The 23585-nt window shown below is 61.0% G+C and carries 25 protein-coding genes; 11 read left to right on the top strand and 14 right to left on the bottom strand.

Translation table 11 applies throughout. The annotated features are described in order from the left end of the window. Positions 1-95: 95 nt before the first annotated feature. From MHM37_RS13460 to dctP, 3 genes are all read right to left on the bottom strand, one after another. Positions 96-1424, bottom strand: a complete 1329-nt coding sequence (locus tag MHM37_RS13460; protein WP_196781559.1) for a TRAP transporter large permease subunit — start codon at positions 1422-1424, stop codon at positions 96-98. Then, the gene (locus tag MHM37_RS13455; protein WP_139526296.1) at positions 1421-1924 is read right to left on the bottom strand and encodes a TRAP transporter small permease subunit; all 504 of its coding nucleotides are present in this window, start codon (positions 1922-1924) and stop codon (positions 1421-1423) included. Before MHM37_RS13455 ends, MHM37_RS13460 begins: the two co-directional genes overlap by 4 nt. A 77-nt stretch (positions 1925-2001) precedes the next feature. Then, positions 2002-3105 carry a TRAP transporter substrate-binding protein DctP gene (dctP, locus tag MHM37_RS13450; RefSeq protein ID WP_139526297.1) on the bottom strand — a complete coding sequence of 368 codons (1104 nt, stop codon included), beginning with the start codon at positions 3103-3105 and terminating at the stop codon, positions 2002-2004. A 331-nt stretch (positions 3106-3436) separates the two neighbouring features. Here dctP and MHM37_RS13445 point away from each other — a divergent pair, with 331 nt between their 5' ends. Then, positions 3437-5638, top strand: coding sequence for a GNAT family N-acetyltransferase (locus MHM37_RS13445; RefSeq protein ID WP_139526298.1), 2202 nt, complete (start codon positions 3437-3439; stop codon positions 5636-5638). Between the two features lie 32 nt (positions 5639-5670). Further along, positions 5671-7128: an aminoacyl-histidine dipeptidase gene (locus MHM37_RS13440; RefSeq protein WP_239297006.1), complete on the top strand. Its 1458-nt coding sequence runs from the start codon at positions 5671-5673 to the stop codon at positions 7126-7128. Positions 7129-7234: 106 nt separating this feature from the next. Here MHM37_RS13440 and MHM37_RS13435 read toward each other — a convergent pair whose 3' ends face one another. Together MHM37_RS13435 and MHM37_RS13430 are read right to left on the bottom strand one after the other, a co-directional pair. Continuing rightward, on the bottom strand, positions 7235-7711 hold the full coding sequence (locus tag MHM37_RS13435; protein WP_139526300.1) for a Dps family protein: 477 nt from the start codon (positions 7709-7711) through the stop codon (positions 7235-7237). Between the two features lie 161 nt (positions 7712-7872). Beyond that, positions 7873-9006 carry a glycerate kinase gene (locus MHM37_RS13430; RefSeq protein WP_239297005.1) on the bottom strand — a complete coding sequence of 378 codons (1134 nt, stop codon included), beginning with the start codon at positions 9004-9006 and terminating at the stop codon, positions 7873-7875. 116 nt (positions 9007-9122) lie between these two features. Here MHM37_RS13430 and MHM37_RS13425 point away from each other — a divergent pair, with 116 nt between their 5' ends. From MHM37_RS13425 to MHM37_RS13410, 4 genes are read left to right on the top strand one after another with little or no spacing between them, the layout of a single operon-like run. Then, complete coding sequence (locus tag MHM37_RS13425) at positions 9123-9698, top strand: hypothetical protein (RefSeq protein ID WP_239297004.1); 576 nt, start codon at positions 9123-9125, stop codon at positions 9696-9698. Then, positions 9695-10069, top strand: coding sequence for a hypothetical protein (locus tag MHM37_RS13420; protein WP_153842478.1), 375 nt, complete (start codon positions 9695-9697; stop codon positions 10067-10069). Before MHM37_RS13425 ends, MHM37_RS13420 begins: the two co-directional genes overlap by 4 nt. Further along, positions 10069-10740: a DUF1007 family protein gene (locus MHM37_RS13415; protein ID WP_275437500.1), complete on the top strand. Its 672-nt coding sequence runs from the start codon at positions 10069-10071 to the stop codon at positions 10738-10740. Before MHM37_RS13420 ends, MHM37_RS13415 begins: the two co-directional genes overlap by 1 nt. A gap of 59 nt (positions 10741-10799) precedes the next feature. Continuing rightward, positions 10800-11816 (top strand): nickel/cobalt transporter, encoded by a 1017-nt coding sequence (locus tag MHM37_RS13410; protein WP_239297003.1) that lies wholly within the window; start codon positions 10800-10802, stop codon positions 11814-11816. Positions 11817-11818: 2 nt separating this feature from the next. Here MHM37_RS13410 and MHM37_RS13405 read toward each other — a convergent pair whose 3' ends face one another. Next, positions 11819-12238 (bottom strand): HIT domain-containing protein, encoded by a 420-nt coding sequence (locus MHM37_RS13405; protein WP_153842480.1) that lies wholly within the window; start codon positions 12236-12238, stop codon positions 11819-11821. A 166-nt stretch (positions 12239-12404) separates the two neighbouring features. On the opposite strand from MHM37_RS13405, the gene MHM37_RS13400 reads away from it, so the two are divergent. Next, positions 12405-12536, top strand: a complete 132-nt coding sequence (locus MHM37_RS13400) for an entericidin A/B family lipoprotein (protein WP_239297002.1) — start codon at positions 12405-12407, stop codon at positions 12534-12536. 121 nt (positions 12537-12657) lie between these two features. Further along, complete coding sequence (locus tag MHM37_RS13395) at positions 12658-13017, top strand: I78 family peptidase inhibitor (protein ID WP_231125547.1); 360 nt, start codon at positions 12658-12660, stop codon at positions 13015-13017. Here MHM37_RS13395 and MHM37_RS13390 read toward each other — a convergent pair. After that, positions 13014-13619 (bottom strand): LysE family translocator, encoded by a 606-nt coding sequence (locus MHM37_RS13390; RefSeq protein ID WP_153842481.1) that lies wholly within the window; start codon positions 13617-13619, stop codon positions 13014-13016. The genes MHM37_RS13395 and MHM37_RS13390 overlap by 4 nt on opposite strands. A gap of 95 nt (positions 13620-13714) precedes the next feature. Between MHM37_RS13390 and MHM37_RS13385 the strand changes: the two genes are divergently transcribed. Next, the gene (locus MHM37_RS13385) at positions 13715-15109 is read left to right on the top strand and encodes a PLP-dependent aminotransferase family protein (protein ID WP_239297001.1); all 1395 of its coding nucleotides are present in this window, start codon (positions 13715-13717) and stop codon (positions 15107-15109) included. Here the strand turns inward: MHM37_RS13385 and MHM37_RS13380 are convergent, their stop codons facing one another. From MHM37_RS13380 to MHM37_RS13350, 7 genes are all read right to left on the bottom strand, one after another. Further along, positions 15110-16114, bottom strand: coding sequence for an ion transporter (locus MHM37_RS13380; protein WP_239297000.1), 1005 nt, complete (start codon positions 16112-16114; stop codon positions 15110-15112). Between the two features lie 33 nt (positions 16115-16147). Further along, entirely contained in the window at positions 16148-16693 is a 546-nt protein-coding gene (locus MHM37_RS13375) for an acyl-CoA thioesterase (RefSeq protein ID WP_153842483.1), read from the bottom strand. Between the two features lie 73 nt (positions 16694-16766). Then, the gene (locus tag MHM37_RS13370) at positions 16767-18077 is read right to left on the bottom strand and encodes a short-chain fatty acid transporter (RefSeq protein WP_139526311.1); all 1311 of its coding nucleotides are present in this window, start codon (positions 18075-18077) and stop codon (positions 16767-16769) included. 166 nt (positions 18078-18243) lie between these two features. Then, positions 18244-19557, bottom strand: a complete 1314-nt coding sequence (locus tag MHM37_RS13365; RefSeq protein ID WP_239296998.1) for an MATE family efflux transporter — start codon at positions 19555-19557, stop codon at positions 18244-18246. 50 nt (positions 19558-19607) lie between these two features. After that, positions 19608-19856 carry a YfhL family 4Fe-4S dicluster ferredoxin gene (locus MHM37_RS13360; RefSeq protein WP_016916102.1) on the bottom strand — a complete coding sequence of 83 codons (249 nt, stop codon included), beginning with the start codon at positions 19854-19856 and terminating at the stop codon, positions 19608-19610. A gap of 73 nt (positions 19857-19929) precedes the next feature. Further along, positions 19930-20424, bottom strand: coding sequence for a pantetheine-phosphate adenylyltransferase (gene coaD / locus MHM37_RS13355; protein WP_139526314.1), 495 nt, complete (start codon positions 20422-20424; stop codon positions 19930-19932). After that, the gene (locus MHM37_RS13350) at positions 20421-22304 is read right to left on the bottom strand and encodes a beta-ketoacyl synthase (RefSeq protein ID WP_139526874.1); all 1884 of its coding nucleotides are present in this window, start codon (positions 22302-22304) and stop codon (positions 20421-20423) included. Before MHM37_RS13350 ends, coaD begins: the two co-directional genes overlap by 4 nt. A 222-nt stretch (positions 22305-22526) precedes the next feature. Here MHM37_RS13350 and MHM37_RS13345 point away from each other — a divergent pair, with 222 nt between their 5' ends. Then, the gene (locus MHM37_RS13345; RefSeq protein WP_139526315.1) at positions 22527-23192 is read left to right on the top strand and encodes a methyltransferase domain-containing protein; all 666 of its coding nucleotides are present in this window, start codon (positions 22527-22529) and stop codon (positions 23190-23192) included. After that, positions 23189-23518: a multidrug efflux SMR transporter gene (locus MHM37_RS13340; protein WP_139526316.1), complete on the top strand. Its 330-nt coding sequence runs from the start codon at positions 23189-23191 to the stop codon at positions 23516-23518. Before MHM37_RS13345 ends, MHM37_RS13340 begins: the two co-directional genes overlap by 4 nt. Positions 23519-23585: the final 67 nt, after the last annotated feature.

Raw genomic sequence — 23585 nt, 5'->3', positions numbered from 1 at the left:
TGACAGGGTGCAGCCAGCATTCCTGCCGTCACATCGACAGGCAAAAAAAATCCCTCCGCAGCGCGAAGGGATGTGTGGTACCGAAAATGACGCGGTCAGTAACCGACCATCAGGCTCGGCAGGCCGGTAATCAAGCCGGGGAAGATCGACATCAAGATACACGCCAAAAGGATGATGATGACGAACGGCACCACCGCTTTATAGAGATCGACGATCTCGACCCCAGGCGGCGCCACTCCTTTTAGATAGAACAGCGCATAGCCAAATGGCGGGGTTAGGAAGGAGGTTTGCAGCACCACGGCCACCATCACCACGAACCACAATACGTCGACGCCCATTTGGGCGATGATGGGCAGCATGATCGGGAAGCTCAGCAGTACGATGCCGGTCCAATCCAGGAACATACCCAAAATGAAGACCAGGAACAGCATTAGAAGCAGCGCACCAAAGGTGCCACCCGGCATGGCCAGGACGAAGTCGCTGATCACCGTCATACCGCCACCAATCGAGAACACGCCGGTAAACGCCGTGGCGCCCACCAGTACCAGCATCACCATGGTGGTGGTTTTGCCCGCTTCGATCAGCGTGTTGTAGCAAGTCGAGAGCTTACGGTCGCCAAAGATCAAGAACAGCAAGAAGGCGATAAACACGCCAATCGCCGAGGCCTCGGTCGCGGTGGCGATCCCGGTAAATAGAGCACCGAGCACGCCCAGGATCAGCGACATCGGCGGTACGACGTATTTACCCAGCATGATCAGCAGCGCTTTGGTGCTGACCTCGGCGCGCTCTTCTTTCGGCACTTTGGGGCCGTAGCTGGGTTTCAGCCAGCAGATCAGCACCACGTATAGAGCGTACATCACCCCCAACAGCAGGCCGGGCACCAGCGCTCCGGCAAACAGCGCGCCCACCGATACGGGCGAGTAGCTGGCCATCAAAATCAGCATGATGCTGGGCGGAATCAAAATGCCTAGACAGCCGCTCGCCATGATCACGCCCGCGCTGAGCTCTTTGTTGTAGCCATACTTCAGCATCGGCACCAGCGCGATCATCCCCATGACGGCGATGGACGCCCCGACGATGCCGGTGGTGGCGGCCAGCAGTACCGAGACCACGACCACGGTTAGCGCCAGGCCACCGCGTACGTTGGCCAACAGTAGGCGCATGGCGTCGAACATCTTCTCCGTGACGCCGGAGTCGTTGAGAAAGCGCGCCATCAAAATGAACAGTGGAATGGCGACCAGCACGTAGTTGTCCATGGCGTTGCCATAGACGTTGTTGATGATGATGCCCAGGGTATTGATACCGGGGCCTAGATACGCGCCGATGACCGCCATACCGCCCAGTACGAACGCCAATGGGTGCCCCATGAATAGCCCGACCAGCAGTCCGCCAAACATCACCAGCGTTAGTAGTTCTGCACTCATGCGGATGTCTCCTCACGCAGTTGCATGATGGCGCGTAGGACGATGGCAATCGCCTGCAGCAAAATCAGCGCAGCGGCCACGACGATGACCCCTTTCACCGGGTAAACGGGAATCGAGACCATGCCGTAAGTCGTTTCGCCACGGCTGAAGGAGCGCTCGAAAAAGGCCCAGCCGTAGGTCAGCAGCAGCCAAATGAACGGGACGAAAAAGACCAAATACCCAATGAGATCCAGCACGGCCTGCTTTTTACGGGATAGCAGCCGTTTCACCACGTCGACTTCCACGTGGGCGTGATGGCGCAGCCCGTAGGCGGCCATGAGCATGAAGTGGGCGCCAAACAGCATCTTCGTCACATCGAACGCCCAGTCGCTGGGGCGACCAAAGAAAAAGCGCGACACGATGTCGTAAAGCACGATAAGAGTAATGATGGCAATTAACGGCGCAATGATGCGGCCAAACAGCTCGTTAATCGCATCGATCGCCTTGGCAATCGCATTCATGGAAGATCTCCGCAACTGAGCTAAGGCCGCCCCGACAAGGGGAGGGGCGGCCATGTTACGCTTTTATAGTGAGTGCCTTATAAGCAGGCTTCGATCTCTTCCAGTGAGGGGAGGTTGTCCATGGTACGGCTCATGTTGAAGGGGGCCGTCACATCACGCCATGCGGCGTACTCTTGCAGGTAGGTGATCATGGAGTGGTAGACCTTGGCATGGTCTGGATTCTCACAGGCGCCGCGTACGATGACCTCGTTGGTGATCTCCTGGATGCGCGCCAGATCCTCTTCCGAGAACTGGTTGATGGTCACGCCCGCGTCGATGAACTTCTGAGTCGCTTCGGTGGACTCGCGCTCGGACCAGGAGAGTGACCACGCCATGGTGGCTTCGGCGGCAATACGCAGTTTGGCCTGGGTCTCTTCGGAGAGGGCATCCCACGCGTCTTTATTGATCATGACGCCGAACACGCTCGCTGACTGGTGCCAGCCGGGGGTCGCCCAGTAGTCGGCGACTTCGGCAAAGCCTGCATTGAAGTCAACGCCAGGGGTGGAAAACTCACCTGCGTCGATCACCCCACGCTCGATGGCTTGGTATACTTCACCACCGGCCAGCGTGACTTGGGAACCGCCCAGCTCTTCGAGTACGCGGCCCTGGTCACGGCCAGAGAGACGCAGGCGCTTGCCTTCTAGGTCGGCGATGCTCTCGATGGGCGTGCGGCCCATGAAACCCGATTCGTTGTTGGTGATGCCGTAGGGCAGGTACACCATGTTGTACTGGCCGTAGATCTCTTGGTAGAGCTCGAAGCCGCCCCACTGTTGGATCCAGTTCAGATAATCGACACCGTTGAACAAACTGGTGGTGGTGGCCAGCGGCGAGAACGCCGGGTTCAGACCCGCCCAGTAGCCGGGCCAGTCGCCTGCGGCTTGAATCGCACCGGTTTCGGTCGCATCGAATACCTCGGTGCCCGGCATCAAGGTGCCGCCTGCGCGGAAATTGATTTGGACTTCATCGCCCGCCAGTTGGTTGACCAGCTCGGCCCAGTGCTGATCGATCTTGATCAGGTCGAGGTTCTCCGGCCACGTGGTGGTCATGGTCCACTGCTCCTGCGCTTGAGCGGTAGACGTGAGGGCGGCGAAGGCGACGCCAGCGGCAAGGCTGGTGAGTGCGAATTTTGTGGTCTTTTTCATTGTATGTTTCCTGGTACTTTGGCGGTTAGCGTTATTAGTGTTGGAGACCTGAAAGCAGGAAAGTACAGCAGCATGCTGACGTTTACGTAAAGTAAAACAACGCTGCGCTGCATCGCTAAGCTAGCACACTCCACCCGCTGCAGCGCAATATCAGTAAATCAAGGAAGTTAACGCGACAGCCATCGCAGAGATAATGTGGAAAAAGCCGTTAAAACATTGCTTTAAAAGGTACTTCTACGATCTTTACCCCGTCTTGAGGGGTGAGAAAACGTTGAAAAGCCCGGGTTTGTTCAACCAAAGTTGTAAGAGAATTCTTGCCTAAGGAGCCGCTATGAGCGGGTCACGCCACGCCGAGCCCACCTTATCCCGCGAACGCATCGACAGAGACGCCGCCACGCTCATCTGCCATGCCCGCCGTTTAAAGCAGCGGGGCTGGCGCGGACTGGTGTGGTTAAGCGGTGTGCCGGAGCAGGCCCGTCAGCAAGCGTTGGCGCTGTGGCAGGCCGCCGACTGGCAGACGCCACTGTGGGTAGGCGATGCCCAACAGGCCCCTGTCTCAGCCAGTTTATCTAGCCGTAAAGCGCGTACCCGGCTGGGGGCCGAGCACCAGCTCGTGATTCTCGATGCCAGTGGCCACGAAGGGCTGGATCCCGATGCGCTGGGCGCGCTGGCGGGGACGGTGAGTGCGGGCGGTCTTCTGGTGCTGATGACGCCCTCGGCTTGGGGTAGACAGCCCGATCCCAACTACGCTCGCTTTGCCGATTACCCCTGGCCTTGGGAGCACTTTAGTGCCCACTATTTGGCGCGTTTGGCGCGCTTGCTGAGGGCGTCGAATCAGGTGGTGCGCTGGCCTGTGGGAGGGGCACTGCGGTTGCCGATCCTGGGCAAACGGCCAAGCGCCCCTGAGCCCAGTGAAGACGCGGACTGTCTTTCCGCGGACCAAGCCTTGGCGGTGAGCGCGCTGGTCAAGCTCAAGCGGCGTCGGCCGCTGGTCGTGACTGCCGACCGAGGTCGGGGCAAGAGCGCCGCACTGGGCATCGCCTGCGCACGGCTACTGCAGCAAAGCGACGGTGGCGAGTGGCTGCTCACCGCGCCTCGGCTAAGCGCCGTGGAAAGCGTCTTCAACCGTGTGGCGGCGCTGTGCCCGGCGCTGCAGCGCCACGGCCCCGCCGAGGTGTCGCTGGCCAACGGCAGTCGGTTGCGCTTTTTGCCACCGGATGTCCTAACGGAGCTCGTCGAACAGGGTACGTTGGGGGGCAGTGGCAGTACGCTGCTGGTCGATGAGGCCGCTGCCATTCCCGCCTCGCTGTTGGGGCGCTGGCTGTCGGCGTTTCCGCGCATTGCCTTCGCCACCACGGTGCATGGCTACGAAGGCTCTGGGCGCGGTTTTGCGCTGCGTTTTCGCGATGTATTGGACCGCCAAGCACCCCACTGGCGCGAGCTAACGCTGCAAACGCCGATACGCTGGTCGACCGGAGACCCGCTGGAGGCGCTCATCCAGCGCTTGCTCTTATTGGATGCGCCGCTACCTAACGCAACTCCTTCACAAGACGAGTTGCCAGCGAGCGTCGTGCTCAGCCAAGCGCAGCTCGCGAGTCAGGATGCACGATTAGAAACGCTGTTTGGTCTGCTGGTGCAGTCCCACTACCGCACCACGCCGAGCGATTTACGCCAACTGCTGGATGGCCCCGGCACGGGACTACGCATGATACCCAGCCGCGACGGGGACGACCCGCAAGCCGTTCTGGTCACCCGCGAGGAGGGCGGCTTCGCGGCCGAGCTGGCCGACCAGGTGGCCAGGGGCGAACGCAGGCCCCAGGGGCATTTGCTGGCGCAGTCGCTCGCAGCCCATGGTGGCAGTCGAGCGGCCCTCATCGCCCGCTGGCGGCGGGTGGCGCGTATTGCCACGCATCCCCAGCGCCGCCGAGAAGGGCTGGGGCGACAGCTCCTGGAAGAGGATATCGATAGCGCCACCCAGCAAGGGCTGTCCCTGTATGGCGCCACCTTCGGGGCGGAAGCGTCGCTACTGCGCTTTTGGCTGGCGCTAGGGTTCGTACCTGTCCGTTTGGGCATGACCCGCGAAGCCGCCACCGGCGAGTATGCTGTGATGGTCGCCAGGGCGCTCAACCCCGAGGGGCACGCGGTGCTGGACACCTTGAGGAGCGGCTTTGCCGCTTCGCTGCCTAGCCTGCTGGCCTTCGAGCTGGCCGCATTGCCTGCGTCGGTCGTGGCGCTGCTGCTCGCTGCACTGCCCGCTCAGCCGCTCGGCACGGCCGAGCGCCAAGCCATTCATGACGTGGCTTATGCCCGTCGCGACCCTGCGCTGGCCCGACCCGCGCTCCAGGCGCTAGCGCGGGAAGCCAGTCGACAGCCGCTGGGCGAGGCTCAGCAGGCGCACCAGCAGCTCGCCGCCTGGGCCTACCAAAACCAGCCGCTGGACAAGACCCAGAACCTCGCCGTGCAGCGCTTGCGCGAGTCGGCGCAACAGGTGATCACCGCGTGCGAGCTTTTCCCCAGTGAGCCAGAGCGGTAAAGTAAGTCGGTTATCGATAATGAAGAGTTTCCATGAACGCACATCTAGCAGCGCTCGAGCCACGCCTTGTATGGCAGCACTTTCGTACTCTGTGTAACACGCCGCGCCCCTCCGGTCATGAGGCCGCGTTGGTCGCTACCTTGGAAGCCTGGGCGGATGCGCAAGGGCTTGCCCACGACCAGGATGCCTTCGGCAACCTGCGTATCCGCAAGCCTGCCACCCCTGGCTTTGAAGGCGCGCCGGGAATCGTACTGCAGGGCCATCTGGATATGGTGGCCCAGGCCAATGCGGGGCATGCGCATGACTTTACCCGCGACCCCATTCGCACCGTGGTTAAAGAGGGCTGGCTGCACGCCGAAGGCACGACGCTAGGAGCGGACAACGGAATGGGCGTGGCCGCGATATTGGCCGTGCTGGAAGACCCCGACCTGACCCACGGCCCACTCGAAGCCCTGTTCACCCTAGAAGAAGAGACCTCCATGGGCGGTGCGCTGAATCTTGCCGAGAACTGGTTGGAAGGCTCGCTGCTGCTCAATTTGGACAGTGAAGACCGTGGCGAGGTGTATATCGGCTGTGCTGGCGGCGCCGATGTGGTGGTCGATGCGCAGCTGCCTTGCACCGCCCTGCAAGCCGATGAGCGACTGCTTTCCCTCTCGCTGACGGGCCTTAAAGGCGGCCACTCGGGCATGGACATTCACCAGCCTCTGGGCAACGCCAATCGCCTGTTGGTGCGCGTTCTTTGGGCGCTAGAAGAGTACGATGCTCGTCTAGTGAGCTATCAGGGCGGCACGCTGCGCAACGCCATTCCCCGTGAAGCCTTTGCCCAGGTGGCGCTGCCCGCCGACGATATGGAGGCCGCCCTGGCCACCGTCGAGAGGCTGGCCGCCACCCTCAAGGCCGAGCTGGGCAGTGGCGATAGCGGCCTGGTATTGACCGCCGAGCGCGCCGAGCAGGCCGACGCCGAGCCGCTGACGCTCGATGCCAGCGCGATGCTGCTGGCGGCGCTGCATGCCGCCCCGTGCGGCGTCGAGCGCATGAGCGCCGACGTGCCAGGCGTAGTCGAAACCTCCAACAACCTGGGCGTGTTAAGCGTCGAAGCCGGTCGCTTTCATCTCTGTGCCCTGGTGCGTTCGTTGCACGATAGCGCTGCCCAAGCGATGGCCGAGCGCTTTCAGGCGCTGTTTGGGCTCATGGGCGCACGGGTGAAAGTCGAAAACGGCTACCCCGGCTGGGCACCCAACCCGGATAGCCCGCTACTGGCCACCTTCAAGGCGCGACACGCGTCGCTGATGGGCCACGAGCCCGAGGTGAAAGTGATCCATGCGGGGCTAGAGTGCGGTATTTTGGGCAGCAAATACCCGCACTTGGACATGATTTCCTTCGGCCCGCTGATTCGCGGCGCGCACTCGCCGGATGAGCGGGTGGAGATCGAGTCCGTGGCGGAGTTCTGGGCCATGCTGCGCGATCTGGTGGCGGCGCTGGCGAAGTAACGTCCTCTCGCCATGCCCAACACCATCAAAAACGGCACCCTAGAGGTGCCGTTTTTGATGAAGCGTGATGACCGCCTGCGATATCGATGGCGGCCAATCGCCTCGCTTATTTGCCTAGATAGGCGTTGAGCATCCACACGGTTTTTTCCTGCTCGCGGATGTAGTCGCCCGCCTGGGCGGCGGTGCCCTCGTCATCGGCGTCGGACGCTAGCGCCAACAGTTCGCGCTGCAGTTCGATCAGCGTTTGATAGCCTGCCAGAACGCCTTGCACGCAGGTCTTGCCATCGTGGACGTCTTTGTCTTCTTGGATGCGCGACAGCTTGGTGTAATCGCTGTACGCGTGAACCGGTTTGTGGCCCAAGGTCAAAATACGCTCAGCGACCTCGTCGACCTTGGTCAGCAGGTCGGTGTAGAACTCTTCGAATTTGGCGTGCAGTTCGAAAAAGTCGTTGCCTTTCACGTTCCAGTGATAGCCACGCACGTTCATGTAAAAAATCTGATAGTTGGCCAGCAGGTGGTTGAGTTTCTCGGCGAGCTGGCTGGCGCTGCCTTCGTGTAAACCAATGCTATTGGTATCGTCCATTGTCTGCTCCTCCTTGGTGGGCGTTGCATTTCAACGTGTGTCTATTTCGTGTCGAGTTCAGCTTAGAGTGCTGCAACGGCGAGGTGAAACAGATTTTTTGCATCGCCGTCATAGCGGATAAGGTATACGTGCAGGCACCATCACAGGATTTCAAGGGGCGCTTAGCGGCAGGCGAGCCAAAGCCGCGCAATGCTTTCGCAGCGGTCTGCCAGCAGCTCCGCAGTGCGTGGCAGCGCCTGCTCTAACGTCATCAATCCATCGGCGAGGGCAAAGGCGGCGGTTACCCCCTCGTCGGTACACGCCTGCCAGCCATCGCCCAGGCTGCCCGCCAGCACGATCACCGGTTTGCCTTGGCGCTTAGCGGCGCGGGCGACGCCAATCGGCGTCTTGCCCGCTAGGCTCTGGCCATCCAAACGGCCTTCACCGGTGATGACCACGTCGGCGTCGTTCAGCAACCGGTCAACGTTCGCCTGCTGCATGATCATCTCGATGCCCGGCGTCAGCGTGGCGTTCAGAAAGCAGTGCGCCGCAAAGCCCATGCCGCCTGCCGCCCCTGCCCCTGGGAACTCTCGGTCATCACGCCCCAGCGCTTTGGCCGTCAGGTCGGCAAAGTGGCCAAGCGCGCGGTCGAGTATGGCGACATCGCCTTCCGTCGCGCCTTTTTGCGGGCCGAAGACGGCGCTGGCGCCGCGTTCGCCCAGCAGCGGATTATCCACGTCCACGGCGGCTTCAACGTGCAAGTCGGCGAGGCGTGGATCCAGCGTCGACAGATCCAAGGTGGCCAGCTGCTGGAGCGCCGCGCCGCCGCGGGGCAACGGCTGGCCTTGGGCATCCAACAGCGTGGCGCCCAGGGCCTGGAGCATGCCCGCGCCAGCATCGTTGGTAGCACTTCCGCCGAGCAGCAACAGGGCATGCGTGGCGCCTGCCTCCAAGGCAGCGAGAAACAGCTCACCTACGCCGTAGGTGGTGGTGTTCAGTGCGTTGCGCTCTTCGCGGGTCAGGTGCTGTAAGCCGCTGGCTTCTGCCAGCTCGATAAACGCGGTACGCTGCTCATCGAGCCAGCCCCAGGCGGCTTGGCGGGGCCGTCCCAGGGCGTCCTTGACGGTAAGGGTGCGGCGTTCGGCGCGCGTGGTGGCAATCAAGGCGTCCAGGCTGCCTTCGCCGCCATCGGCCAGGGGGCAAAGCTGTGTGATGGCACTGGGAACTGCCCGTTTGATGCCCTTTGCCATGGCTTTGGCGGCCTCGTCGGCACTTAGGGCGTCCTTAAAACTGTCAGGGCAAAGCAGTACATTCATCGCACGACCTCCTTAAAACGTTGTCTCAGCGTGTTGTCGTTCTTTTAATGTCTGTTGGCGAGCTTAGCGCGCTGCTTGGCGACACACCAGCCATGACGGTAGCGAGAGGATTTTTCATGAAGGCCATACCCCTTAGCATCATCTGCCTATTGGCACTGGCAGGTTGCCAAACGGTTCCCGACCGTCTGCCCCAAGCAGAGCCTGCGCCAGCGGCGGCGTGCTTCTTTCCCACCGACCTTCCCACCGGCCAGCCTGCGCCTGATGAAACGCTGCACGTTTTGACGCAAAGCATCGACGTCCTGGAAGCCTGGGGATTTTCGTTGGAAACCACCGATACCGAGCTTGGACTGGTCAGCGCTTCGCGGGAGCGCGAGCTAATCGGCTACTACGACCGCTATGACTACGACTATGGCTACGGCAGCGGCTTCCGCCTGTTTGGTGGGTTTGGCATTGGCCGTGGGATAGGCGTCGGCGTGGGTGGCTCCTTCGGGCCTGCGTTTGGTCAGCAGCCGGTCGAGGTGGAACGGGTATCGCTGCTGGCCCGCGATGGCCACATGCGCATCTCTCGTGACATTCGTCGTTTCGACCATCTGGGCGAGCTGCGCGAGTCTTACAGCGCCAGTAACGATGATTTTTGTGGCCGTTTCCAGGAAGCCTTTTATTCATCCTCCACGCCTCAGGGGGCATCATGACACCGTCCCGTCCCACCGTATTGGCAGCCCTCACGCTATGCACCATGTTGTGGCTGGCAGGCTGCGCCACGACGCAGCCGTTAGAACCCAGAGAGCTGCGCTACAACGCCCCAATGGAGCAAGCCTTCCGCGAGGCGGTGGCACTGATGATGGAGCAGGGCTATGTGATACGCCACGCCGATTTGACCTTAGGGCGCGCCGAGGCAAGCCTGGCACGCTGGCCCGGATATCGGGTTCAGCTTCAAGTAAGCGAAGCTCAAGGGGGGAGTCTGGTCAGCGTGTCAGCACTGCGCGGTAGCCAGCCGATACCGCCTTATGTGCTAGACCCCTGGCTCGTGGCGTTACAGCGCAATTTAGGAGAATTGCCGTGATGAATGCATGGTCACCTGCCACGCTGCGTCGTACTGGCCAAGCGCTGCTGGTGGGCAGCCTGTTGGTCAGTTCGATGGCACAGGCCCACCCTCACGGCTGGATCGACATGAGCGTGCGTGTCATTACCAACGACGACGGTGCCGTCACCGGGCTTCATCAAACGTGGCGAATGGACCCCTTTTATAGCTTGGTCGTCATGGAGGAGTTGCAGCAGGTACCAGGCACGAGCCTGGAGCAGGGGCTGGATCAGTTGGGCAGTGAGATTCGCGATAACTTGACTCCTCAGCACTACTTTACCGAGGTGCGGATCGGCGAAGAGCCACAGACGTTTGGCGAGGTCACCGAGTACACCGCGCTGGCGCGAGACGGGCGTTTGACGTTCATGTTCATCCTGCCGCTGGCCACGCCCCAACCCCTCAGCGGGCAGGTGCTGGAGTACCAAGTCTTCGACCCCACGTACTACATCGAGATGGTACATGAGGAAGAGGACAACGAGCCCTCTCCTCGGGCGCTGATTCTCAACGGCGACCCTGACTGCGCGCTCAGCGTTTTGCCTGCCGATCCCGACCCTGAGCGGGTCATGCAGGCGGCGCTGTTGGATGTAGACGAAGAGGGCGAGCCAGGGTTAGGCCGCCACTTTGCGGAAACGGGCCGCGTGGATTGTCGCTAGCCGCCCATCGGGCGAGTCGTGTATAAAGTGTTACTTTATATCTTTTATGCGGAGGGGGCATGCCGTTAAGCCGACGACAACTTACCATCGGCGCTGTGGCGATAGTGGGCGTGGTGCTGCTGGTATGGGCCATACAGGTGAATTTACAGAGCGTTAGCCTTCAGCTGTTGGCGTGGCAGCGGGAGCTACACCGTAGTCTGACCCTGGCGATTACCGAGCTGTCGCGGACGCCCACCACCGCCACGTGGGTCACGCTGCTCGGCGTGAGCTTTGCGTACGGCGTCTTTCATGCCGCAGGGCCGGGGCATGGTAAAGCGGTATTGGCGACCTATTTGGCGTCCCATGGCGGTGCGACTCGCCGGGCGCTGGGGCTCTCGTTTGCTGCCTCGTTACTGCAGGGCCTCACGGCTATCGCGATGGTGGCGGTGTTGGTACACGGGCTAGGCTGGGTGACGCGACAAGCCATGGGCAGTGTGGCTTGGGTTGAACAGGCCAGCTTTCTTCTGGTAGCGCTATTGGGCGCTTGGCTCTGTTGGCGGGCGGTGCAGCAGCTGCGCCACGCCTATGCGGCTCGCCATGAGCCCGTGATGGAACATACGCATTCTCATGACCACAGCCACAGCCACAGCCATAGCCACAGCCACGATCATACCCACTGCTGTGGCGGGGCTCATCATGTCGAACCCGCGCAGGCGCTGGATTGGCGTACGGCGTTGATGACCGTTGGGGCGATCGGTATGCGCCCCTGCAGTGGCGCCATTCTGATGCTGGGGGCCGCAAGTCTCTTGGGGCAGTTTTATGTGGGGGTTGCATCGGTGGTGGCAATGTCGCTGGGCACGGGTATCACTGTATCGATATTGGCACTGGCCAGCATCGTGGCTAGAGGATGGGCGACCAAGCGGCTACACAAGCAGAGCCAGCAGCGGGTCGAGAAAGCGGCGGGCTGGGCGGCGCTCACTGGTGGGGTCGTGATCATTGCCTTGGGTATTTCCTTGGCGCTGGCAGGTGCGGCGCAGCCCGCCAGCGGCACATTACTCAACGAGCCACCCGCGCGCAGCTCTCCGCTGGGGGGCTAAGCTTAAAGCGTCAGGCTCTCGATGTGCGCCAGAAGCTGTTCACGGCGCTCACCCTGCTGGTCGAGCTCGTAAGGCGTGGCGGTGCCGTTGCCCCACACGGGCGCGGGCCAGCTGGCGTCATCGGTATAGCGCACCACCAGATGGATATGTAGCTGGCTAACCACGTTGCCTAGCGTGGCAATATTGAGCTTGTCGCCTTGAAAGCCCTCTTTCATGGCGGCGCCCAGCTGCGTCGCCTCCTGCCAAAGTTGGGCCTGCTCGGCCTGGCTCAGCTCGAATACCTCACTGATCGAGGCCACTCGGGGCACGAGCACCACCCAAGGGTAGCGAGCATCGTTCATCAGCAGAGCGCGGCAAAGCGGTAGGTCAGCGAGGGGAAAGGTATCGGCCTCTAAGCGTGAATCGAGTTCGAAGGTTGCCAAGCGGAGTGCTCCTAAGCCAAACGGTTGGACTAGCATCATAGCAGGCAGTGATTATGTCAGGGAAAACAGGCGAAATGATTAAAATCTGTTACGCTGAAAACACTCCCAGGCGGTAAGGCTGCCGCCGGAGCTTCCCGATGTCGAATGACCTGTTAAGGAGAACACCATGAAAAAATTACTGGTGACTAGCTTTATTCTGCTCATGACGGCAGGCGCACTCGCGGGCTGCAACACCATTGCAGGAGCAGGACAAGACGTGGAAGAAGGCGGCCAAGCCGTTCAAGACGCCGCAAGCTAAGGCTCGGCCTCAACGGCTTGTCGTGTTTACGTGCGGGCTAGGCAGCAATGCCTAGCCCGCACTGCTTAGTGAGCCAGTGACACGTGTGAGTCAGAACAAACTTCATCGAGGAACATCAATCATGACGCCAGGAAGCACGGGGATGATGATCGCAAAGGGCCATATGAAACGCTTGAGCAGCGCGCTGGCCGTGCTGCTGCTTGCAGGGTGCAGCAGCGCACCCAGTGAAACGGCCGCGCCGACACCGCCAACGGTCGATCAAACGGCACCGGCTCGACCAACATGCGATGCTAGCGCCGTGCAGTACGCCATCGGTGCGCCCTTCGATGAAGCCAACGTCGAAACACTTGAAGCGCAAAGTGGCGCCAACCAAGTGCGGGTGCTGCGCCCGGGCAGCGCCGCCACCATGGATTACCGTGACGATCGACTCAATATTCATCTGGAAAGCAACGACATGATCGAGGCGCTGCGCTGCGGCTAACGCAAAATCAGCCATACGCAGGCGGCGGTGAGAACGCCCATCGTGATGTTGAACCCACGCCACGCCCGGTCGCTTTTGATCCACTGCCCAATGGCGCTACCAAATGCGGCCCACAGCGCAATGCAGGGCAGCGCCACCACTTCCGCAAACCCGGCCAGTACCAGGGCATTGACGATCGGCTGGCCGCTCTCCGGTAGAAACCCCGCCATCAGCGCCAACCCCATCACCCACGCTTTGGGGTTGGCGAACTGAAACATGGCTGCCTGCCAAAACGTCAGCGGCACCCCGTGCTGGCTGGCGTGTAAGTTGGGCGGCGGGGCGGTGGCGATTTTCCAGGCAAGGTAGAGCAAATACGCACTCCCTACCCAGCGCAGCGTGGTTTGCACCACCGGGAAGCGTTCGAACAGCACGCCTAGCCCCAGCGCAATGCTGGCAAACAGTAAGAAACAACCTCCTAAAATGCCCCACATATGCGGCATGGTGCGCCGAAAGCCAAAGTTGGCCCCCGAGGCGGTGAGCATGATGTTATTGGGCCCAGGTGTGAGCGTCATCGACATCATATAGAGCGCTGCGGGGCCAAGGATGAGCCATTCGCTATTCATTTTGTATCCATACAATTTGGATGAATTGGGTTGTTGGTGGGCGTTTTTGTTAGCATAATGTGGCTATTTTTTACGTCAAAGGTTTTATTGTCGCCATGACAATTTGGGTGCCTTCCATTGAACACATGACCGGCCCACGCTATCGGGCGATTGCCCAGGCCATTGGCGATGCCATTGCCAGGGGTGGTTTGGCGCCAGGAGAGAAACTGCCGCCCCAACGCCGGTTAGCGGATGCGTTAGGCGTCACCGTGGGCACCGTCACCCGGGGCTATGCCGAAGCAGAGCATCGCGGATGGGTGAGCGCCCGGGTAGGCAGCGGCACCTATGTGAAAGAGCGCAGACCAAGCCACGTCTTTGGCAGTCAGCCCAGTACGCAAGCCGGTGACGATACGATCGATTTGAGCCTCAGCCTGCCGCCACCGCATCTTTTAAGAGAGCAGGCGCTGAGTGCGGCTCTGACCACACTCAGTACTTCGGCGGATGCGCTCAGGCGCAGCGTGGCTTACTCAAGCTCCCAGGGTAGCGACCACCACCGCGCCGCTCTCTCTCAATGGCTCACCCAGTTAGGCATGGCCCTCGACGCTGAGGAACTGCTGATCACTCAAGGCGGGCAGCACGGCATCAGTCTGGCCATCGGCACGTTGTTACGCCCCGGAGAGCTGATCGCCGCCGATGCCTTGACGTACCCAGGGGCGATCAGCGCAGCCCAACAGGCGCATCTCAAGATGGTCGCCATCCCTTTCGACCAGGAGGGGATGTGTATGGAGGCGCTGGCGGCCCAGTGCGCGCGTCAGCCGCCGCGATTGATATACCTTACGCCTGATCAAAACAATCCCACCGGCATCTGCCTGAGCGAAGCGCGCCGAGAGCAGCTCGTGGCGCTCGCAAGGCGCTACGATATATGGCTGCTAGAGGATGGCGTGCAGTACCTACCCGTCGAGCAGCGTAGCACGCCGCTCTATCGGTTAGCGCCAGAGCGCACGCTGTTCGTCTTTAGCACGGCAAAAGTGCTGGCGGGCGGGCTGCGTATGGGCGTGCTGCGCGCGCCACCTGCGCTGCTGGAGCGGCTGGCGGCGGCCTTGAGAGCACAAAGCTGGATGGTGCCACCGCTCCTGGTGGATGTGGTCTGCCACTGGGTGAGCCAAAGCGCGTCACACGAGCTGCTGACGTGGCAAACCCAGGAGCTGGCGGCACGGCAGCAGCTCGTCACGGACCACCTGGCGGGCTACTCGCTGAGCCGTCGGCCAAACGGCAGCAACGTATGGCTAACGCTGCCCGATGGCTTACGGGCGCTCGAGCTGTGCGAGCGGCTCAACCAGCAGGGTGTCAAAGTGACCAGCGCGGAACCCTTCTGCGTAGGCAGCGCACCGGCCCCCCAGGCGGTGCGGATTTGCATCGGAGCGGCCGTTGATCAGGCGGCGCTTACGCGTGCGCTGTCCATTGTGCGCGCAAGCCTAGAGCAGACGCCCCTTGCGACCGCAACGGTCTAGCTAGTCATAGCGATCTTTCCAACCCTGCTGGCGCACCTGCTCTTTGAGCATGTCGAGCACGTCGTAAAGCACCTGTTCGGTCACTTTGGCGCTGGTGTCGTCGACGGTCAACCAACTGTCAAAGCTGGTGTCGGCGGTGCGCTCGACGAGTTGACGAAAGGCTGGGGAGTGCATGCCTTGCGCCATTTCATCCACCAGCCGCTGGGCGACGCTGCTGATAGAAGCTTGCATCGCGCTTGATGCGGTTTTTCCCATGGGTAAGCGGTGTAGTCGTTGAATTTCCGGGCTCTCTCGCAGCGTGCGGCTCACCAGATCGTCGATGGCCATCATGATGGCGGTGCGATTTTGCTGATACGCCCGTCCGGCCGTCGCCTCGAGGCGCTCGGCAATTTCATGGATCAACTGGGTTTTGCGCGGCATGATCACCCGCTCGATGACGCGTTCGGTGAGCGAGTCGCTGGACATGATCTGCTCCTGAGCGTTGCCTAGCAAACGCAGCGCTATACGGTCTGAGAGCTCCTCCAGCAAAATATCGTAATACTTGGCAAAAAATCGATAGACCGACCAACGGGTCACGTCGATCAAGCGCAGTCGATGTAACCGGTGTAGGAGCGAAATGACGCGTAAGGCGCGTAGCCAACGAAACCCACTGAGGGGGATGCAGCCCAGCACGTCGTACCAGTGTACGAAGGGATAGAAAAACCAGCGGTGATAGCGCCGCTCGGCAATCGCGACGGCCCAGCCCAGGAGTACATCGGCAATGAAGACGCTGACGAAAACCAAGTCGATGGTGATGAAGCGGCTGTGAATCGTCGTATCGTAAAACTCGTGAAAGCCAGGTGCGATGGTGGCCAGCGACTGGTTGATTGGACCGATAAGGAACAGCGAGTCAAACAGCAGCAGGCTTAGGTTGAGGACAACGGCGGCAAGGATCAAGAGATCCCAGCCGATGTGCGCATACTCGACGGCCTTGGGCAGGTGGGGGTAGCGCTGCCTGATGGGCATGATGACTCCTTGTCGTCGCGGGTAGGGTAGCGCTTAGCGCTGCTGGTGATGCTGTTGAGTCAGCTCCTCTTCGCGCTCGGCCTGCTTACGCAGCTTCTTGCGCAGCGCCGCCTTTTCGAAGCGCAGCTTCTGTAGCGGGGTCTCCAACGCCAGCGGCGGCACCCGGGCGGGCTTGCCGTTGGCATCCACGGCTACCATGGTGAGGTAGCAGCTATTGGTATGACGAATCAGCTTCTGGCGAATATCCTCGGCCACCACTTTGATGCCAATTTCCATGGAGGAGCGCCCCACATGGTTCACGCTGGCGAGAAACGTCACCAACTCGCCGACATGGATTGGCTGTTTGAACAGCACTTGATCCACCGATAGCGTCACCACGTAGTGGCCGGAGTAGCGGCTGGCGCAGGCGTAGGCGACTTCATCGAGTTTCTTCAGAATAGCACCGCCATGCACTTTACCGCTGAAGTTCGCCATGTCCGGCGTCATCAAGACCGTCATGGAAAGCTCGTGCTGGCCCGGTAAGGCGCTGTGTTCAAGGCTCTGGTCTGAGGCGTTGGGTACATCAGAGGCGTTGGACATAAAAGTTACCCTACGATTAAAAATGCCCGCCCCCCAGGCGATAGGGGCGGGCGTTGACGTCGTGCTTAGCTGCTTAGAACCAGACCAAGCCTACGGAAATGATAATACCGGTAATGAATAGCTGGATCAGACAGAATCCCATGATGTCCTTGGCTTTCAAGCCGGCAATCGCCAACACCGGCAGGGCCCAGAAGGGCTGTAGCAGGTTGGTCCAGGCGTCGCCCCAGGCCACCGCCATGGCCACGCGGGCAATGTCGGCACCCAGCGCTTCTGCGGCAGGTAGCATGACCGGCGCTTGTACCGCCCACTGGCCGCCGCCGGAGGGCACGAACAGGTTGACGATACCGGCGCTGAGGAACGACCAGAACGGCAGCGAGTTAGCGGTGGCAAACGAGACTAGCCATTCGGACATGCTCTGGGCCAAGCCTGACTGCACCATGATCGCCATGATGCCTGCATAGAAGGGGAACTGAATGACGATGCCTGCGCCGCCTTTAATGGCTTCGTTCAGGCTAGTGAGCAGGTTACGGGGCGTGCGGTGCAGCACGATCGCCAAGAACAGGAACATGAAATTCACCACGTTCAGGTTCAGGCCGCCGCCGCGCAGAAGGAAGTGGTCGAGCAAGAACAGCAGGCCCGGTACGCCCACCAGCAGCGCCAGCGGCATGCTGTTTTCGAGCTTTTCGGCAGGGCGCGTGAGACGGCCCACGGGCTCTGGTTCGTCGTCGAGCAGTTTGGGGTCGACGTAGACGCTGTCTTTCTCATCCGGCAGCATCATGCGGTTGACCAGCGGTACGGCGATGAACAGGCAGATGACGATAGCCAGGTTGAAGAAGGCGAAAATGGTCGAACCGGTGCCGATGACGCCGATCTGGTCCGCAGAGAAGTGGCCTTCGGTGGCGATCGTCAGCGGCACGGAACCGGCCAGGCCACCGTGCCACACCACGAAGCCGGAGTAGGCGCTGGCCACCAGCAAGCGGTAGTCGACCTTGATCAGACGGGCCAGCTCTTTGGCGAACAGTGCGCCGACCACCAAGCCAAAGCCCCAGTTGATCCAGCTAGCCGCCAGCGAGACCAGCGTGACGAGAATGATCGCGCCGCCGGGTGATTTCGCCGTACCGGCAATTTTTTGCAGAATGCGTTTCACGGGCGGAGAGCTTGCCAGCATGAAGCCGGTAACCAGCACGAGCAGCATCTGCATCGAGAAGGTCAGTAAGCCCCAGAAACCGTCGCCCCACATACGCAGCACGGCCAAGGGCGTTTGGCGCTCTACCGCGATGGCGGCGACGGCAGCAATCAGGGTTAGCAGGAGAACGAAGATATACGGGTCTGGCAAATAACGCTCGACCAGCTTGACCGCTGGTTTTGATATGAGTTTTAGCATGGAGTGCTCACTTTATTCGTTATTAGGAAGTGCGCGGCTAATATACGGTGGTGCGGTACAATTTTCATCCCTCCACGGCCAATGCGTGGGGTGCTTAACATTGTCACATCACCTTACGTTAGCGCAGTTCGCTCGCCCTGCCCGTTGTGGCGTTCAACGCTGCTGATCAAAGGTGAGAAACGCCGGATGACGGCCGCCAGCGGGTCAGCCGGTAGTGCCGATAATAGCCAATGAGCACGGCCGAGCGGGTGAGCATAAAAAGTGTGAAGGCTAGCCAAAGGCCGTGATTGCCCAGACCCTGACAGAACCACCAGGCCGGCAGGTAGACGGCAAGGCCCGCAAAGATGCTGTTACGCATCTCTCGCACTGCCGTGGTACCGATGAAGACCCCATCCAACAGGTAGCTCCACACGGCAATCAGTGGCATGACGACCATCCATGGCAGATAGGTCGCTGCGGTAGCGCGCACGTCGCTGAGCCCGGTAAGCAGGGCGATCAGCTGATTTCCCCCTAAGGCAAATAGCAGTGCCGCAGCGGCAGAGGTCCAGAACGAAAAGTGGGCCGTCGCGCGTACCGTGGCGGTAAACTCGCGCCAGTCTTGGCGGCCGTAAGCGCGCCCCACCAGCGATTCGGCGGCATGGGCAAAGCCATCCAACGCGTAGCTGGTGAGCATGATGAATTGCAGCAGCACGGCATTGGCAGCGAGCACGGTATCGCCCTGACGGGCACCTTGCGCGGTAAAAAACGCCATGGCAAACAGCAGCCCCAGGGTACGCACGAACAGGTTGGCGTTGACGTTGAACAGCGCCGAGTATGCCTTAAGTGCTAGCAGTCGCTGGCGCTGAAAGTGGCCTTCCACATACCCTAGCTGGCGCAGCACCAAGTAGCCGCCGAAGGCCAGCGCGCTGTAGTCTGCGAACACGCTGGCTAGCGCCACGCCGTTACTGGTCATCCCCAAGCCCACCACGAACCCCAGGTCGAGCAGGATGTTCACGCTATTGGTCAGCAGCAGAATCATCAACGTAACGCGGGCGTTCTGCTGCCCTAAAAACCACCCTAAAATGGCGTAGTTGGCCAGTACGGCAGGGGCCGACCAAAGACGAATCTCGGCGTATTCCCGCGCCAGCGGTGTCGCGTCGGCGCTGCCATCCAGTAACCACAGGCCAAGCGAGATCAGCGGCGAGCCCAACACGATCAAAAGCGTCCCGATAACGCCCGCCATGATCAACGATTGGCCAAGCAGGTTGCGCACGTCGCTCGGCGCATCACGCCCGATGGCCTGGGCGACCAGTCCGGTGGTGCCCATGCGTAAAAAGCCAAAGCCCCAGTAGAGAAAGCTAAATAGCGTTGCGCCAAGGGTCACGCCGGCCAGGTAGCGAGAGTCGGGTAAGTGCCCGACCACGGCGGTATCCACCAAACCGAGTAGCGGTACGGTGATATTGGAGAGAATGATGGGCCAAGCGAGGGTCCAAATACGCATTCAGAGTGACCTTCGCTTGCAGCGGTCGAGGCGCACCTTGAGTAGGCGGTTCAAGCGGCAGTAATGATGCGGTACTTCTCCATCAACTGCGCTTGGGTCTCGGGGCGCTCTGGGTCGAGGGGGATACAATCCACCGGACATACCTGCTGGCACTGCGGCTCGTCGAAGTGACCGACGCACTCGGTGCACAGATTGGGGTCGATCACGTAAATCTCCTCACCGGGAGAGATCGCGTCATTGGGGCATTCCGGTTCGCAGACGTCGCAGTTAATGCATTCGTCGGTGATCATCAGGGCCATGGGCATACCTCACGAATGGCGTATCACCCGAGCAGTGAGATACCCGAGTGTTTTACTCAACAATTATCGATAGCTAGGTAGTGTAGTGCTTACGCAGCGTCTCTGCGACCTGTGGATGCACGAGCGGTGAAATATCGCCGCCCAGCTTGGCGATTTCCCGCACGATGGTCGAGGAGATATAAGAGTTTTCCACGGCGGGGGTGAGAAACACGCTCTCGAGTTCGGGATTTTGAGCGCGGTTCATGTTGGCCAGCTGCAGCTCGTACTCGAAATCGGAGACGGCGCGCAGACCACGTAAAATGATCGTAGCGCCCTGCTCGTGCATCATGGTTGTTAGTAGCGTCGAGAAACCAATGACGCTGACGTTGGGCAGCGACGCGCATACCGCTTCCGCCAGCGCGATTCGCTGTTCTAAATCCAGGCTGGGACGTTTGCCGGGGCTAGCCGCTACGGCAATCACCACTTTGTCGAACATGCGCGCGCCGCGCTCGATCAGGTCGAAATGACCGTTGGTGATCGGGTCGAACGTGCCGGGATAGACGGCGATATTCTCGCGGCGCAGGCTCATGTCGGCGTCTCCTCGTCTAGCGAACCAAACGGATTGTTGGGGGCCAGCGACACCGCCTGATCGTAGCCAGGTATGTGAATACGGTCAGCGTGTATCTCGAGTTCCGGGCCTTCGAGTACCGCGTCGCCAAACTGGTAGCGAGGGGCGTAGTGCCCCCGGTCGGCGTCGGCCAGATACGCTGCGGCGTTGGCGCGGACGGTTTCACGGCGGCCTTTCCATGCATCGATGGCCGCGCGGCCGTGGCGCTTGACCAGCAGGCGCTCGGTGACGTCGGGCGAGAGCACGACACCCGTGGCGTTATTGCCACCAAAGCCTTTGGCGTTGACGAAGGCGGCATCGGCGGTAAACGCTTGCGGTGTGGTGAAAAAGCGCAGCCGCTCGGCATATACGTCATCGGCCACCGCATCCAGCGTTGGGATGCCTGGCAGCAGGCCGTGGGCGAAGCTGCCCAAAGCGCTGGCCAGCTGGTCGCCCGCCGCCGAGCCTTGCGAGTGGCCAATGAAGGCTTTGATCGCCACCACCGGCCACTGCTCAATGCCGTTCGCGCGGGCGATTTCATCGAACACGTGTGATTCGGTGGTGCGGTTTTTCGGCGTGCTGGTGCCGTGGGCATGCAGGAAGGTGCGCTCTTTTAGCGCGGTCTCCCCCAGCATGTCTTTGACCAGTGCGGCTGCCTTACCCAAGGTGATGTAGTTGCCGATGCCGGGCGCAGAGATAGAGCGCTTGTAGCCGTCGGCGTTGACGAAGACCTCGGGCACCGCGCCGAGGATATCGGCCCCTAGCTCTAGGGCGAGGCTGTCGTCCATCAGCAGCACAAACTGGCTGGCTTCGGCCATGGTGAAACCGCAGTTGCGAGCGAACGGGCGGCACGCGCGCTGGTAGTCGGTGTCGGTAAGCAGCTCCAAGGCATCCAGCGCTTTCAGGCTGGCGTCATCGGCCAGCGCGCCCATGGCGCGGAACCCTTCGATGATCTCCGGCGTGATCGGCGCGTCGGCGGTGCCCACCATCACCACCCGGCGGCGACCCGCGCGGATATCCTCGATGCCCAGACGCAGGTTGTAGAGGAAGCTCGCGCACGCCCCCAGCGCCGCGCCGGTGCCGCCGACACTACCCAACACGTAGGCATTGAGAAAGTCAGCGGGCATTTGCCCATAACCCAGCGGCATCTGCTTGGAGGTGGCTCGTTGACCGGTTACCAAGCTTTTCAGCAGCCCTCCCCACCCCTGGTCATCGAGCTGACCAATGGAGTTGCCCGCATAGACGGCAATGTGGTCGGGGTTGAGCTGCTGGCGCAGTGTTTCCCAAGAGAGGCCGCTGGCCCCCAGGCAATCACTGGCACCGAAGACCGCCATGGAGAGCCCGCGCGGGTGGTGAACACTGCGGTACAGACTGGCGGGATCGAAGCCGCTGGGCAACTGGGCCGCCGCCCTGACTTTGGGCTCTTGCGCGTCAGGCAACAGCACGTCGAAAGCACCGGCAGGGAGGGTGACTTCGACCTGCCGCGCGTCGATCTCGCGCACTTGCCATCCGTCGGGCAACTGATCGGGAAGCTGGCGGCGGCGCAGCGTGACGCACATCGGCTCGGCTAGGGTCATGTCGGCGCGTCGATTCGCTGGCAGGCCCGGGGCCAGAAAGCGCGGGTCTTCGTTGCGGCGAATCAGCGTGTGATTAAGTACCTGATTACGCAGCCGTAGGGCAGGGGCGTCGATGGGCTGTCCTGCGCTGTCGTGCCATCCGTTGTCGGAGTGCTCGGCAAGACGCATGAGCGCCGCCAAGCCTTCCAGGGTCTGGCGCTGCTGGTCAGCAGGTAAAGCATCAAGCACGGTGCGGCGGAAGGCCTGATGGCCCGAGGTTCTGCCGGCGGGATTGATGCCGCCCATGCCGACAATCACCGGTAAGTGTGACAAGCCGGGTTCCTCGTGGTGCGGTGGTTTTTAATAACAGTTATTGTCAGACCGAGTCGATAATGGCGACCGATCCGAGCTTAATCAGTGAGCTGAACGTATGGCTCGGGCGTGATCATAGCACCGGGCGTGCAACGGCGTCATGCCGAGCGCGCGGGAGACTGATAGAATCACGCTTTTTTTAACCCAGGGGATGGCATGCAGCACACCTCACGGCCAGTGACGTCCAATCAGCCCGGGCCGCATCACGATGTGGCCCGGCGAGTCACCCGCGCGCTCGCACATCCGCTGCGCAAACCCGTTGCCGATCACACGCGGCGAGCGTTCGAACGGGCTAACGCGTGGCGACAGCAGCGCGGTGCGCCTTTGATCCTCGACGCGGGCTGCGGGGTGGGCCTATCGACCCGACGATTGGCACTAAGGTTCCCTGAGTGCAGTGTCATCGGCGTCGATCGTAGCGAAGATCGGCTGGGGCGCGAGCACGGCGAGTTGCCGGACAATGCGTTACTGGTGCGTGCCGATTTGGTCGATTTTTGGCGGCTAGCACTGGAAGCAGGCTGGGCGCCCGAGCGCCACTATTTGCTGTATCCCAACCCGTACCCTAAGTCGGCCCACTTGAAAATGCGCTGGCATGGCCATCCTGTTTTCCCCACACTATTAGCCTTGGGAGGACGGCTGGAGCTGCGCTCGAATTGGCAGCTTTATGTGGAAGAGTTTGCCCAGGCCGTGAACATCGTCACAGGCCAAGCAGCTAGCGTCACCGCGCTGCAACCTAACGGTGATTATCTCACTCCGTTCGAAGCCAAATATGACCAAAGTGGCCAAACGCTCTGGCGTTTGTGCATCGAGTTGGAGCGCCCATGACATTTATCTATCTGATTCTCGCGATCGTGGCGGAAGTAATCGCCACTAGTGCCTTGAAAGCCTCGGCGGGGTTTACCCGCCCACTGCCGAGTCTGCTGGTGGTAGGGGGCTACGGGGTCGCGTTCTATTTACTGAGTTTGGTACTGCGCACGCTACCCGTCGGCATTACCTACGCCATTTGGGCGGGCTTGGGTATCGTGCTGGTGACGCTGGTTGGCATCGTGGTGTTTGGTGAAACGCCAGACCTGCCCGCCGTGCTGGGTATCACGCTGATCGTGGCGGGTGTGGTAACGCTGCAGGTCTTTTCCAAAATGAACGTTCATTGAGGTTGCTCGACGTGACGAGTTTTCTGACTTTCTCCACACGCTGGCTACGTAACGGCGTCGTTGCCGG

This window comes from Halomonas sp. MMH1-48 (assembly GCF_022348105.1).
Taxonomy (GTDB): domain Bacteria; phylum Pseudomonadota; class Gammaproteobacteria; order Pseudomonadales; family Halomonadaceae; genus Vreelandella; species Vreelandella piezotolerans.
The sequence above is the reverse complement of the archived record's forward strand: the minus strand, read 5'-3'. Positions and strand labels throughout refer to the sequence as shown.